This window comes from Kribbella sp. NPDC004138, from assembly GCF_053603655.1.
The window spans coordinates 209,915-223,042 of the sequence record NZ_JBSGFZ010000004.1 but is presented as its reverse complement, the minus strand read 5'-3'; the positions used below and the strand labels follow the sequence as shown (position 1 = coordinate 223,042).

General features: G+C 68.3%; 10 protein-coding genes. 3 read left to right on the top strand and 7 right to left on the bottom strand.

All coding sequences use genetic code 11. The features are described 5' to 3' along the window. Window positions 1-83: 83 nt before the first annotated feature. Window positions 84-533 (top strand): GNAT family N-acetyltransferase, encoded by a 450-nt coding sequence (locus tag ACWEOO_RS07145; protein ID WP_452142222.1) that lies wholly within the window; start codon window positions 84-86, stop codon window positions 531-533. On the opposite strand, the gene ACWEOO_RS07140 is transcribed toward ACWEOO_RS07145, so the two are convergent. The 7 genes from ACWEOO_RS07140 to ACWEOO_RS07110 all read right to left on the bottom strand — a co-directional run bounded on the left by ACWEOO_RS07140 (window position 508) and on the right by ACWEOO_RS07110 (window position 7,152). Then, window positions 508-1,134, bottom strand: coding sequence for a TMEM175 family protein (locus tag ACWEOO_RS07140; RefSeq protein ID WP_452142221.1), 627 nt, complete (start codon window positions 1,132-1,134; stop codon window positions 508-510). The genes ACWEOO_RS07145 and ACWEOO_RS07140 overlap by 26 nt on opposite strands. A 24-nt stretch (window positions 1,135-1,158) precedes the next feature. Then, window positions 1,159-2,661, bottom strand: coding sequence for an arabinosylfuranosidase ArfA (arfA, locus tag ACWEOO_RS07135; RefSeq protein WP_452142220.1), 1,503 nt, complete (start codon window positions 2,659-2,661; stop codon window positions 1,159-1,161). A gap of 36 nt (window positions 2,662-2,697) precedes the next feature. Beyond that, the gene (locus tag ACWEOO_RS07130) at window positions 2,698-3,567 is read right to left on the bottom strand and encodes a carbohydrate ABC transporter permease (protein WP_452142219.1); all 870 of its coding nucleotides are present in this window, start codon (window positions 3,565-3,567) and stop codon (window positions 2,698-2,700) included. After that, the gene (locus ACWEOO_RS07125) at window positions 3,564-4,505 is read right to left on the bottom strand and encodes a carbohydrate ABC transporter permease (RefSeq protein WP_452142218.1); all 942 of its coding nucleotides are present in this window, start codon (window positions 4,503-4,505) and stop codon (window positions 3,564-3,566) included. The genes ACWEOO_RS07130 and ACWEOO_RS07125 overlap by 4 nt, the downstream gene beginning before the upstream one ends. Window positions 4,506-4,515: 10 nt before the next feature. Continuing rightward, a complete protein-coding gene (locus ACWEOO_RS07120; RefSeq protein ID WP_452142217.1) occupies window positions 4,516-5,805 on the bottom strand; it encodes an extracellular solute-binding protein in 1,290 nt (429 codons plus the stop codon). 91 nt (window positions 5,806-5,896) lie between these two features. After that, window positions 5,897-6,907: a LacI family DNA-binding transcriptional regulator gene (locus ACWEOO_RS07115; RefSeq protein WP_452142216.1), complete on the bottom strand. Its 1,011-nt coding sequence runs from the start codon at window positions 6,905-6,907 to the stop codon at window positions 5,897-5,899. A 50-nt stretch (window positions 6,908-6,957) separates the two neighbouring features. Next, window positions 6,958-7,152 carry a hypothetical protein gene (locus ACWEOO_RS07110; RefSeq protein WP_355699855.1) on the bottom strand — a complete coding sequence of 65 codons (195 nt, stop codon included), beginning with the start codon at window positions 7,150-7,152 and terminating at the stop codon, window positions 6,958-6,960. A gap of 469 nt (window positions 7,153-7,621) precedes the next feature. Here ACWEOO_RS07110 and ACWEOO_RS07105 point away from each other — a divergent pair, with 469 nt between their 5' ends. Both ACWEOO_RS07105 and ACWEOO_RS07100 read left to right on the top strand, forming a co-directional pair. Beyond that, entirely contained in the window at window positions 7,622-7,942 is a 321-nt protein-coding gene (locus tag ACWEOO_RS07105; protein WP_452142215.1) for a trypco2 family protein, read from the top strand. 13 nt (window positions 7,943-7,955) lie between these two features. Beyond that, complete coding sequence (locus ACWEOO_RS07100) at window positions 7,956-13,082, top strand: trypsin-like peptidase domain-containing protein (RefSeq protein WP_452142214.1); 5,127 nt, start codon at window positions 7,956-7,958, stop codon at window positions 13,080-13,082. The last annotated feature ends 46 nt before the right edge of the window (window positions 13,083-13,128 follow it).

Genomic DNA, 13,128 nt, shown 5'->3' with positions numbered 1-13,128 from the left:
CAGTCAAGTTAGGCTGCGCTAACTTACTCGGCAGCTGTCCCTCGAGACAACCGCAATTCTCGCCGCCGCGTAACCTGGCGGCTGTGATCACGCCGCTCGACGTCACCGACCGCACGCTCGCCGAGCGACTGCTCACGATCCAGCACGCCGCGTACGCCGTGGAGGCCGAGCTGATCGGCTTCGACGGCATCCCGCCGCTCCGCGAGGACCTCGACGGCCTGATGTCGTCGACCGAACACTGGCTCGGGCGGTACGACGGAAACACGCTGGTCGGGGCGGTTGCTTATGAGATCTCGGCGGACACCGTGGAGATCGACCGCCTGATCGTCGATCCCGCGCACGCCCGCCGCGGACACGGCCGAGCCCTCCTGGATCACCTCGACCGGATCGAACCACGCGCGGTCAGCCTGGTGTCGACGGGCTCGGCCAACATCCCCGCCGTCAACCTCTACAAGTCGCGCGGCTACGCCACGGTCGGCGAAGTAGAGGTTGCTCCCGGCATCTACATCACGCAGTTCCGCCGCGCGTCCTGACCTGCTCGAACCCGTAGTACAGCGCCAGCAGGAACACGATCAGCAGGGTCACCTGGGCGGACACGAACGAGATGCCGATGCAGGCTCCGTAGACGACCGTGCCCATCGAGTAGCGCAGCAGCGACTTGCGGACCTCCGCCTTGGACATGTCGTGGTCGACCAGGTGGTTGCGCAGGACGTACCACCAGATCAGGCTGAACGCGATCGCCGCCAGCGTCAGGTTCGTGCTGTAGACGGCGGCCGCGACGTGCGAGTTGCTCGACTCGTCCTCGAGATGCTCCGCGAACAGGCTGGTCGGGAACGGCAGCAGCGTCGCCCACAGCAGCAGGAGCAGGTTGAGGAACATCAGCCCGCGGTCCGCGCGCCGGATCTGGCGGAACATCGAGTGGTGGTTGACCCACATGATGCCGAGGATCGCGAAGCTGGTCAGGTACGCCGCGAACTGCGGCCATTCGTGCAGCAGCGCCGGCCACAACCGCTCACCCTCCTCGAGCTCGGGACTGTGCAGTTCGAGGACGAGGAGGGTGATCGCGATCGCGAAGACGCCGTCACTGAAGGCTTCGAGACGGGTCGTCTCGGCAAGGTCGGACTGTGTGCTCACGGCCCACAGTCTGAGGCCCGAGGTTCAGTTCGTCGACAAAGAAAGCGCTGTCCAGCTGATCGCCGGTAGCGTAATCGTCAGCTTGCCGTCGGCGAGCCGGGCGGACTCGAACGGCTGGGCCGTGACGCGGTCGGGCTGGGTGGCCGAGTTGGTCGCGAGTGGGTCCTCGTCGTGGACGATGACGGCCTCGTCGAGTGAGGTCACGCCCGCCCGGGTGAGGTCGACGGTGACCTCGACCGGGCCCTCGGACGAGCGGTTCACCGCGAACAGCGCGATCTTGCCGTCGTCGTAGGTCGCCACCGCGTCGACCGCGGGCACGTCGCCGTACTTCGCCGTCGACACCAGCGGCGAGTCGGTCTCGACCCGGAGCACCCGCCCGGCGGCGAGCCGCGAGGTGATCGCGAACGGGTGGAACGTGGGCTGCCGCCAGGCCGCGCCGCCGGGCTCGGTCATGATCGGCGCGATCACGTTCGCGAGCTGCGCCAGGCACGCCACCCCGACCCGGTCGCTGTGCCGCAGCAGCGAGATCAGCAGGTTGCCGAGCACCACCGCGTCGGTGACGTTGTACTCGTCCTCGATCCGCCGCGGCGCCACCTCCCACGCCTCGCCCGGTCCGTCGGTGCGGCGGGAGCGGTCGCCGTACCAGACGTTCCACTCGTCGAAGGAGATGCCGATCTTCTTGCTGCTTTTGAGTTCTGCTCCGACGTGGTCCGCGGTCGCCACCACGGAGTCGATGAAGTGGTCCATGTTCACCGCGGACGCCAGGAACGACGCGGTGTCGCCGTCGTCGTTGCCGTAGTACGCGTGGCAGGAGATGTACTCGACGAACTCGTACGTCTCCCGCAGCACGTCGCGCTCCCAGGTGCCGAACAGCGGCATCCGCGACGACGACGAGCCGCAGGCGACGAGCTCGAGGTCCTTGTCGATCATCCGCATCGCCCGCGCGGTCTCCGCCGCGAGCCGTCCGTACTCCGTCGGCGTCTTGTGCCCGACCTGCCACGGGCCGTCGAGCTCGTTACCGAGGCACCAGAGCTTGATGCCGTACGGCGCCGCGCCGTGCTGCTCGCGCAGATCGGACAGCGCCGTACCGCTGGGGTGGTTCGCGTACTCGAGCAGGTCGAGCGCCTCCTGGACGCCGCGGGTCCCGAGGTTGATCGCCATCATCGGCTCGACGCCGGCCTTGACGCACCAGCGGCTGAACTCGTCCAGACCGAACTCGTTGGTCTCGACGCTGTGCCAGGCGAGGTCGAGGCGCCGCGGCCGCTCCGCGCGCGGACCGACGCTGTCCTCCCAGCGGAAACCGGAAACGAAGTTTCCGCCGGGATAGCGGACCACGGAAACTCCGAGCTCGCGGGTCAGTTCCAGGACGTCCTTGCGGAAACCGTCCTCGTCCGCGGTCGCGTGGCCGGGCTCGTAGATGCCGGTGTAGACACACCGGCCCATGTGCTCGACGAAGGTTCCGAAGGTCCGGCGGTTCACGGGCGCGATCGTGAACGCGGGATCGATGGTGAGATGGGCAGTGGGCACCAGGTGGCTCCTGTCGTGGTGAATCAGCCGCAGCGGCTAGCCTTTGATCCCCGCGTCGCCGACACCGCGGACGACGTGGCGCTGGAACAAGGCGTAGACGATCAGCAGAGGAAGACCGCCCAGCACGGCCGAGGCCATGATCTGGGCGTAGCGCAGGCCGTACGATCCCTGCACGTTGGCGAGGCCGACCGGGATCGTCATCATTGACGGGTCGGTGGTCACGATGAAGGGCCAGAGGAAGTTGTTCCAGGCCCCGATGAACGTGAAGATGCCGACCGCGACCAGGATCGGTCGCGACATCGGGACCATCACGCTCCAGACGATCCGCCACCGGGACGCGCCGTCGACCCGGGCGGCGTCCTCGTAGTCGCGGGAGATGCCGTCGAAGAACTTCTTCAGCACGAACACCATCACCGGCGCGACCACCTGCGGCAGCACGATGCCCCAGTAGGTGTCGACCAGGCCGAGGCCGGTCATCTCCTGGAACAGCGGCACGATCAGCACCTGCGGCGGCACCAGGATGCCGGCGATGATCAGCCCGAACAGCACCCGCCGGCCGGGGAACGTGGTTCGTGAGAAGCCGTACGCCGCGAGCACCGAGACGACCAGCGTCAACGCGGTCACCAGCACCGAGACGACCGTACTGTTCAGGAACCAGCGGATCAGATCGCCCTGCTCGATCACGCTCCGGTAGGCGCCGGTGGTAGGTGCCTCCGGCAACCAGGTGATCGGCGCCCGGGTCGTCTCCGGTTCCGGTTTCAGCGAGGTGTCGAGAGCCCAGAGCAAGGGAACCAGCCAGATCACCGCGAGGATTACCGCACCGACGGCGCTCGCGGCCTTCGGGAAGGTCCATTGCTGCCTGCGGCGCGGCGTTCTGGTTGCTACTGGCAACGTTGCGCTCGTCATGCGTCCTCCCCTCGGCCGGAGAACAGTTTGAACTGCGCCACCGCGACGATCACGATGACCGCGAAGAACAGGTACGAGATCGCGGACGCGTAGCCGATCCGGTAGCTGGTGAAGCCGGACTCGTAGATGTACTGGATGATCGGCCGGGTCGCGTAGTTCGGTCCGCCGTTGGTCATCAGGTAGATCTGGTCGAAGATCTTCAGCGATGCCACGAGCTGCAGGACGATGATCAGGCCGGTGGTCCGGCCGAGCAACGGCAGCGTGATCCGGAACAGTTGCTGCCGCCCGTTCGCCCCGTCGATCGCGGCCGCCTCGTAGACCTGGGCGGGAATCCCTTGCAGCGCGGCCAGGTAGAGCAGGAAGTTGAACCCGACCGTCCACCAGACGGTCGTGATCACCACCGCGAGCATCGCCCGGTTCTCGGTGTTCAGCCAGTCGATCTCGGCGAACCCGCCCGCCGTCAGCAGGCCGTTCACCAGGCCGAACCCGGGCTGGTAGATCCACACCCAGATCAGCGTCACGACCGTGGCGGGCAGCACGAACGGAGCGAAGTACGCGAAGCGCAACAGCCAGCCCAGCACGCCGCGCCGGTTGGCCAGCAGGGCCATGACGAGCGCAATGATCACCAGCGGCGGCGTACTCATCGCGGTGAAGACGAGGGTGTTCTTCAGCGACGACCAGACAGCGGGGTCACCGAACAGGTCCCGCCAGTTCTGCAGGCCGAGGAACTCGTGCTTGACGCCGGCCAGACTGGTGTTGAAGAAGCTGTTCCACAGACCGGAAACGATCGGCCAGAGCATGAACAGCGCGAACAGCAGCAGGAACGGTGCGACGAAGAACAGCCCGCCCCAGCGTTCCTTCCACGGCTGCCCGGTCTCCGGTTTCGCCGCGGCCGGCGGCGTACCGGTGGTGAGGCGTGAGGGTGTCTCTACGGCCATGACCGACTCCTTAGACCGGTGACGGGGTGTCGAGGAGCTTCTGGGTTGCGGCCTTGAACTGCGCGAGCGCGGCCTTCGGCGTCGCCTGACCGGAGAACACGCCGCTGAACGCCGCGGCGGCCTCGTTCTGCAGTTGCGCACCGGACCCGCTGAACCACGCGTCCGGGTCGAACAGCACGTCCGGCGCCACGCTGCGGTACTCCGCCTGCGGCTTGAGGTCCAGGTAGTCCTGGCTCTTCGCCACTGGCTGGTACGCCGGGATGTGACCGCCGGCCGCCCAGTCGGCGCTGTGCTTGAGCATCCAGGCGATGTACTCGACGGTGGCCTTGGTGTCGGCCTTGTTCCGGTTGCTCTGGTGCGGCAGCACGAACGTGTGCGCGTCACCGGCGAACTTCGGCACGTCGTACACGACCGGGAACGGCGCCATGCTGAACGGCATCTTGGCGGTCTGGTACGTCGTCACCTCCCACTCGCCGTTGAAGCTCAGCCCGGCGTCGCCGTTGCTGAACTGGGCGACCAGGGCCGAGTAGTTGGACGACCGCGGCGTGAGACCGTCGGCGGCGAGTTTGGCCATCAGGTTCAGGGCTTCCAGCGCCTTGGCGTCGTCGAGGATCAGCCGGGTGCCGGTGTCGTCGAAGAACTTGCCCTCGAGCTGTCCGTACAACGTCCACCACAGCCGCCACGGGTTCGTGGTCTCGACCGACGCGGCGAACTTGCCGGTCACGTCCTTGACCGCCTTCAGCATCTCGAGGAACGCGTCGACGCCCTTGACGGTCTTGATGCGGCCGTCCGCCTCGAGCAGCCCGGCCTTCTGGCAGATCTCGGTGTTGTAGTAGAGCACGAACGGGTGTGTGTCCAGCGGTACGGCGTACAGCTTGCCGTCCACGACGGCGCGGTTCCACGACGTCGGGAGGAAGTCGGACTCGGTGACACCCGCGTCGGCGAGCAGCTCGACCGGGATCGGGTCGAGCATCGTGGTCGGGCTGAACCCCTTGAGCCGGGACAGGTGCAGGGTCGCCACCTCGGGCGCCCGGCCGCCGGCCGCGGACATCGCGAGCTTCGTGTAGAACGGCGGGCCCCACGCGAGGGTGTGGGCCTCGAATGCGACGTCCGGGTGCTCGGCGACGTACTGCTGGTGGATCTGCAGCAGGCGGGCACCGTCGCCGCCGCCGAACAGGTTCCACTCGCGAACCTTGGGTTTGCCGCGGAGGGTGCCGCAACCGGTCAGAGCGAGGGCGCCGAGCAGGCCACCAAGTACTGCTCGACGCCCGGGACGGAAGGGAGGGGAGTCTGGGCGCATCTGTCCTCCAGGCGGAGTGGAGCACGGATCTACACCGATGTACTACATCGGTGTAGAAAGGATGCCCGGAGGCTCCCGGACCGTCAAGGCCTCAGCTTGCGCCGAGGGTGGATTCGCGGGTGTGGAGCACGTACGGCGAGACGATCTCGCGGTGCTCGGAGACGTCGCCGGCCATCCGTTCGACCAGCAGGTCGACGGCGGTCCGGGCGATGTGCACGCGGTCCGGGTCGACCGTGGTCAGGGTCGGGCTGCTGTAACTGGCCTCGTCGATGTTGTCGAAGCCCGCCACCGCCACGTCGTCCGGGATCCGCACGCCGCGGGCGGCCAGCGCCCGGATCGCGCCCAGCGCGAGGGTGTCGTTGAGGGCGAAGACGGCGTCGAAGTCGTGCCCCAGGGCGAGCAGCTCCGCCACCGCGTCGGCGCCGCTCGACCGGTGCCATTTCCCGCCCGACACCGCCAATTTCTCGGGGACGGCGACGCCGTACTCCTGCAGCGTCGCGGCGTACGCGCCGTACCGGATCGCCGCGGTGCCGACCAGTTCGCCGGGGCGGATACCGATCACCGCGATCTTGCGCCGGCCCTGGTCGAGCAGATGCCGGACGACGGCCTTCGTGCCGTCGATGTTGTCGATCATCACGTGATCGACCGGTCCGTGGAAGATCCGCTCGCCGAGCAGCACCATCGGCGTGTGCGTGCGCAGTTGGTCGACGTCCTCGGGGCCGAGTCCGAGCGGGCTGTAGAGCAGGCCGTCGACGAGGTGCCCGCGGGGCCGCGCGAGCGCGGTCAGCTCCCGCTCGCGGTCGGCGCCGGTGGTCTCGATCATCACCGTCAGGCCGTGTTCGCCGGCGGCGGCGATCGCGGCGTCGGCGAGCTCCGCGAAGTACGGGTTGCTGAGCTCGGGGACCGCGAGCGCGATCACGCCGGTCCGGCCGGACTTCAGGTTCCGCGCCGAGAGGTTCATCCGGTAGCCGAGGGCATCGATCGCCGCGAGCACCTTGGTCCGGGTCTCCTCGCGGATGTACGGATACCCGTTCATCACGTTCGAGACCGTCTTCGGGGACACGCCCGCCTCGCGCGCGACGTCGCGCATCGTCACCGCCATGGCGTCATCCCCGTCATGGGCAGCCACGGTAGTGCACGGTGCATGGGCGGTCAGTCGGCGGCGGGTGCGTCGTGGGGCGGGCGCCGCGGCGGGTTGGGCTGCGGGCCGGCCGACCGGCTGCCCGGGTGCTCCGGGATGTCGGGCTCGTCGCCGCTCAGCTCGACGCCCTCCTCGCGGAGCGTGTCCTCCACCGCCGGATCCAGCTCGTGACCCGGATGCGGCAGGCCCGGCCTGTCGAAGCTCATCGCGCCCTCCCTGACAGTTGTCGCTGCCACCAGCGTACGGCTGTGGACCGCTGTCGAACTGAGAAGTAAAGGTCGACGGTTCGAGACCGCCCCTGGCCACCCGTCGCCGGCCCCGGGACGACACCGAGCTTGCCGCTCGTGACCGTCACGTTTGGCTTGGAGCCCTTCGGCGGCCGGTTCAACGTCGGCGCCGGGCGCTGCGGCGTGGTCAGCGTCGGCAAGATGGACGGCAGCTGCGTCGGTACGACGACCGGCTGCACCGGCGGCTGCGCGACCGCGTCCTGCTGCTTGGCGAAAGACGCCGCGAGGCTCGGCCGCCCGGCGTATTTCCGAAAGGCAGGTTCGGGTCAGCTTCAGGTCAAGGCTCTTGCATCCGGTCGGCCCGGCCGCAGATCGAGCCGCCCGGGTCCTGACACGGAGCGTATTCGTCTGCGATGCTTGTGGTTTGGACCGGAGGTCAGGGGGAGCAGTGCGAAACAGCAAAGACCTGGGGCTGGCTGATGCCATTGAGGAGCTCCGCAACGAACTGCAGACAGCGCAAGCCAATGCCGTCGGGGCCGGTGTCCAGCTCCCGATCCAGTCGGTCAGCGTGGAGCTCCAACTCGTGGTGACGAAAGAGGGGCAGGGCAAAGCGGGGTTCAAGGTACCGGTGATCGACCTCGAGCTCGGGGTCGAGGGCGGGTACGGCCGCGAAGCGACGCACAAGGTCGTGATCGAGTTCGGTCCGCCGGTCGACGGTGACGGCGAGCCGGTCCGGGTCGAGCGGCTGAGCGAAGTCCCGCTCGACTGACAGCCGGTCAGTCGTGGCGAGTTCGCCGACAGGGCCGGCCGGCGACCGGGTCGTCAAGGTACGCGCCGATCTGGGCACTGCCGCACAGCCCGGCCCGTACCGTCACTCGACGGGTTTCGTCGTCCGGGAGGGTGTGGTTCTCACGACCGCGCACGGCGTTGCCGGCGCGCGTACGATCACGGTCACCGACCTGCAGCGTGCCTCCTTCGAGGTCGTGGTCACGCAGGACACAGTGCTGTCCGGCGACCCTGCCGGGCCCTCGCCGACGAAGGGGCCGGATCTCGCGATTGTACGAGTGCCTGGTCTCGGCGTCGGTCGCCATCGATTCCCGATCGCCAGGCTCAACCGGCACACCCGCCAGCTGAGGACGCTCGCCGAGGTTCAGGTCGCGGGGTTCCCGACGTTCAAGGACAGTGGGGGCCGTCGGCACCCGTTCCACGACCAGGGCACGCTGTCGTTGCTCTCCTCGGCCGACTCCGGGCTCGTGGACGTCACGCTCAGCGCCCAGCCGCCCGAACTGATCGGTGAGCCTGATGTCCGCTCACAGTGGTCCGGGATCTCAGGCGCGCCGCTGATCGTCGACGGCCGGCTGATCGCACTCGTCACCGAGCACTCGGCCAAGACTGGCCGCTCGGTACTGGCCGCGACACCGGTCACGATGATCGACCCTACCCCAGAGTGGCCGGGCTGGGGTCCGGGTGTTCCCGGAGCCCGAGCCTGGTGGGACGTGCTGGCCGTCGACGATCCGGCGCGGCTCCCGGTCATTCCCGCGCCGAGGGCCGGTGCGGTCTGGATCGACGATCTGCACGCTCTGGCCGATGAGCTCGTGGCGTTCCATCCACGCCTGCCGGCGCATCTGACCGACCGCGGAGCCTTTGCCGTCCAGGCCCACCAGGCGTTGTGCGCGGTGTTCGACGAATTCGGCGCGCCCGACTTTGTCCGGATGGCGGCCGACCTGCCCGCGGCGACCCGCGACCCGGCGATCGCACCCGGTACGGCGGTGTACAACCTCAGCACGGCCGCAGTACTGACCGAGCAGTCGCTCGTGACCGCACTCGAGCAGCTCTTCTCGGTCCACCTGGTTGCGACGACCCGACTGCCCGGCGCCACCGTGTCCCGGCTCCGGTACCGGTTGTCCGCACCATCGGTCGACATCGCCGACCTGCCTGGGCAGCTCGTGGCCTGGGTCCGGTCGACCGCCGACCCGATCCTCGCCCAGGGCGTCGTCACCCGCATCGAGATCAGCACCGAGCAGGATCCTTTCGGTCACCTGTTCGCCGGCCTGTCGAACAGCGAGTGGACCACCGCCGCTCCCGGTCCGACCATCAAAGCCCTGACGCGTCTATTGCTGTCACCTCCGGAAGGCGACCTGGCCAAGGCGCTCGAGGTCTGCTTCGACAACGCCTCGCCTCGAGCAGGCACGATGTTGCAGGCTAACGACGTCGAGCCCGCCGAGCTTGAGCAGCAGACGAACGGCTTCCTCGTGAACGAGCAGCCCACGCTCAATCACCTACGGCACGGGTACTTCGCGCCGGCCTCGGACCTGGACGAGATCGAGCAGGCGTACTGGCAGTGGTATCGCGCCGAGGTCATGGACGTCACCCACCGCCGCAGCGGCAGCTTGCCGACATTCTGGATCACCGGGCCCTCCGGCGCCGGCAAGAGCATCCTGCTGCTTCAACTCCTTGCCCGCCTGAACTGCCGGGCCGGTGTGTCCGTCCTGCTGCCCGACAGCGTTGGCGAACACCTCAGCACGGCGGTCGAACAGGTTCTCCCCGAGAGCCGGCAGCGCCACATCGTGATCGGCGTCGACGACCCGTTGACCAGCTACGGCGGACGCCAGGCGTGGCGCACGGCGTTCGACATGATGAGCCGCCGCCGTCAGACATCGTCGCCGACCTCGCTCCCGGTCTTCATCTGCTGCGCGCCGTCGGAGCAGTACGACCTGTTCCGCAGCCTCCACGCCGGCGAGCTGATCATGGAGAGGTACGTCGTCGACCCCTACCGCCAGGAGTTCACCGATCACCTACGGCAGTGGTACGAGGACCGCACCGGGAGCGTCGTCCCGCGTGACGGAGCGGACGGCGTACTGCTTCCGGCCCAGCTGTTCTTCGAGTGGTGGAAGGGCGAAGGCACCCGGGCCTTCGCCCGGCGGTTCCGGGAGCGGATTGAAAGCCGAAACCTCCCCGCCCTGAACGACTTCTTCGACCGGCTGCTGGCGGTGAACCGCCTGTACGTCGGGTACCCATCGGCGGCGCTCCGGATGCTGCCTCCGGAGTCCATGGACGCGCTGTCGGCCTTCCTCCTGGACCTGCACGTCGACCGCCCTGCACTCACCAGGCCGGGCTACTGGTTGTCCCATCCCCATCTGGCCAACCTCATCTACGAGGAGTGGTTCCCCGCCGAGGCCTACCACGACCAGCGCGGTGCCCATCTGACCGCTGCTCTCCTGGACGCCATCGGCGCCGACCCGGCCGGTACGGCGAGTCTCCCGTTGCTGGAGCAGGTGCTGACGTACCTAAACCCGGTCGCCGCGCCTCTCGGCTACGACCGGGTCGAGCCCGGCCAGGTCCGGGGAGCCCTGCGGACCGCTGCCTCCAGCGTCCAGCCGGAGCGCCTGTCCAACCAGTCGCTGAGTCTGTGGGTGAGGATCGAGCAGCAGGACCGGCGCTGCGTCACGGACTGGTCTCCGTTGATTGAGGCGATCAGCCGCCTGAACGGTCTCACCAGCAATGAGTTCGGCCTACCGGCGTTGCTCGCCACCCTCGTGGAGGTTCGTGCCGCGGAGGCTGACCAGGCGGTCTGGAACTACCTTGAGCGCAACACCTCGCACAGAGGCTGGCTGGCCGTCGCCCAGTCCGTCGTCGGCAGACCCGCGACCCTGCAGCACACGAAGGTCCTCGTCGAGGTGGTCGAGCAGCATCTCGACGACGACGACGCGACGCTCCTGCTGGCCAGCGCGGTCTCGAGTTGCCCGGCCGATCAGCTGGTGGTCGGCCTGGCGCAACAGGTCGTGGTCGAGGGCCTGTGCGGCGATCCGTCGCTGGCGATGCTCTCGGCGGCACTGTTCGGCATCGGCGGCGCGAGTCGTGACATCGCGCTGGCCTGGTTGCGGTCCGCCGTCCGGCCTTGCAACGGCATCGTCTTCGCGGAGGCGCTCCGGCTCGGCATGCTGCCGCTGGATCTGTGGAAGAACCTCGAGGCCTGGTTCACGACACATCCGACCGAGACCGGGTCGGAGGTGGCGGTGATCGCGCTCCTGACCTGGCCGAGGCTGTCGAGACCTCCGATGCAGAAGGCGCTCGCGCAGCACCTGCGTCGCGATCCCTCCGTCGACCCGCAGATCGTCGAGAAGCTCGCCACGCTCTACCAGGCGGCCGTCCCGGCCTGGTCCTTCGGCTACACCCCGCTGCCGCCGCGCTACGTGCGCGTTGCCGAACTCCGCGCCGCTGCCCTGCGGTGGTTGTCGCGGAACCGGGACTCCATCGCCTGGAGCCGGGTCTACGTCCATCTCTGTCTCGGGACGAACCGCGCCGACCCGGAGTTGTACGCCGTCGGCCATCGCCAGGTGTGGCTGATGACGGACGCGACCAGCGCGGGTCACACGATGTCGGTACTGTTCCTCGTCGGGTCCGAGGCGGAGCTGGCCGACCTGTCGCCGAGGGCGGCGGCCTGGATGCTGGAGCACTGGTCCGAAGTGGCCGGCTGGGGGCAGATGGCCATACCGGTGATGCGTTCAGCCTCCGAGGACCAGGCCGCCGTACTCGCTCCTGAGTTCACGCGGTGGGCACTGGAGAACCCCGATTCCCAGAGCGCGAGCTACGTCAATCGGGCCGCCCTCAACGCGACGTTGCCCACCGGTTCCCGGGCACGGGTCACGGCCGACGTGATCAGCTGGCTGAGCGAACCCCGGCTGGGTTGGGCGCACGTCTTTCTCGATCTCTTCCCGCACGTCGATCAGGGGCGTGCTGCCGAGATCGCTCTGCCGTGGCTGATGACCAAGTTCACCGACGTACGTTGGGCAGCGGTCTTCGCTGCGGTGGTCGAGGTGCTCGACGACGCGGACGTCGCAGAGCTCGCCCGTGCCTGGTTCGCCGCGCAGACGGGGGCAGACAGCACCGCCGGGTTTCTCTGGCGGGTCGTGCTCGAGGAAGGGCCCAATCGAGAACTGCTGCACGACCCGGCGTTTCGTGGCGGGGTCAACGCCTGGCTGCTCGGCAATGCCCGGCAACGCTCGTGGTGGCACATCTGGCTGGAGACGCATTCGGCGGAACCCACCGACATGGACACGGTCGCGGCCGCGTTACGGGCCGACATGCGCAAGGACCGGAGCTTCGGGGTGGCCAATGCTCTCGCCAGGTCGGCCGAGCAGTATCCGGAGCTCGTCGACGCCCTTTGGGAGACGATGGCGGCCGCACCCCGGGACGCTCCCGCCTGGCTGCCGACCTGGCTCGACCTGGCGACGCAGTCGCCCACCGAGCACGCCTGGCAGCTGGGCCTGCAGCGGATGAACGCCGACATCGAGCCGGCGGAGTTCTCGTACCTGTGGCGGCGTTCGTGGAACATCTTTCCCGAGCGGCACCCGGCTCTGAGGCCGTTGGCGCGACGGTGGCTCACCGTGCACGCGGACAACGAGATGGCCGGGACGGTCGCCGCGAAACTGGCGGCCGACGACTCGGTCCGGGTGACGCCGGCCAGTGTGTTCGGCCCGAGCCGCCGTCCCGCTGCGAGCACCGTTCAGCCTCTGGCGCCGAAGGCAACTGTCTCACCGACTACGGCCGGGGACCGACAGGTCTGGACTGCCTTCAGCACCCTGACCTGCCCGCGCTGCGGTGAGAGCATCCCACCACGCGTCACGGACGGCCGTCAGGTTCTGCTCCACGTCTGCGTCGAATGCCTGGCCGAGCTGTCGATCGATCTCACGACGGGGGAGATCACCTCGCTGGGCCGGTACCAGCTCAATGAGACGGAACCGATCAGCATCAAGAAGTCCCGCGCGATCGTGCACTGCACCGGGTGCGGACGCTACCTGATCACTTTCATCCGGACTTCCGCCGGACAGCTCGCCGTGGACAACGAGTGCCGGGTGGTGCACCAGGTGTCGAGCGCGGACCTGAACGCCTTGCGGTCGACCCGGTAGTCACGTCATGCCGGGTGCGCGCTCAGGAACTGTGAATTAATAACCA

Excerpts from the sequence above, each read along its gene's own strand:
- ACWEOO_RS07125 (WP_452142218.1), bottom strand. The coding sequence starts at position 4,505 with ATGGCCGTAGAGACACCCTCACGCCTCACCACCGGTACGCCGCCGGCC.
- ACWEOO_RS07130 (WP_452142219.1), bottom strand. The coding sequence starts at position 3,567 with ATGACGAGCGCAACGTTGCCAGTAGCAACCAGAACGCCGCGCCGCAGG.
- ACWEOO_RS07110 (WP_355699855.1), bottom strand. The coding sequence starts at position 7,152 with ATGAGCTTCGACAGGCCGGGCCTGCCGCATCCGGGTCACGAGCTGGAT.
- ACWEOO_RS07120 (WP_452142217.1), bottom strand. The coding sequence starts at position 5,805 with ATGCGCCCAGACTCCCCTCCCTTCCGTCCCGGGCGTCGAGCAGTACTT.
- ACWEOO_RS07115 (WP_452142216.1), bottom strand. The coding sequence starts at position 6,907 with ATGGCGGTGACGATGCGCGACGTCGCGCGCGAGGCGGGCGTGTCCCCG.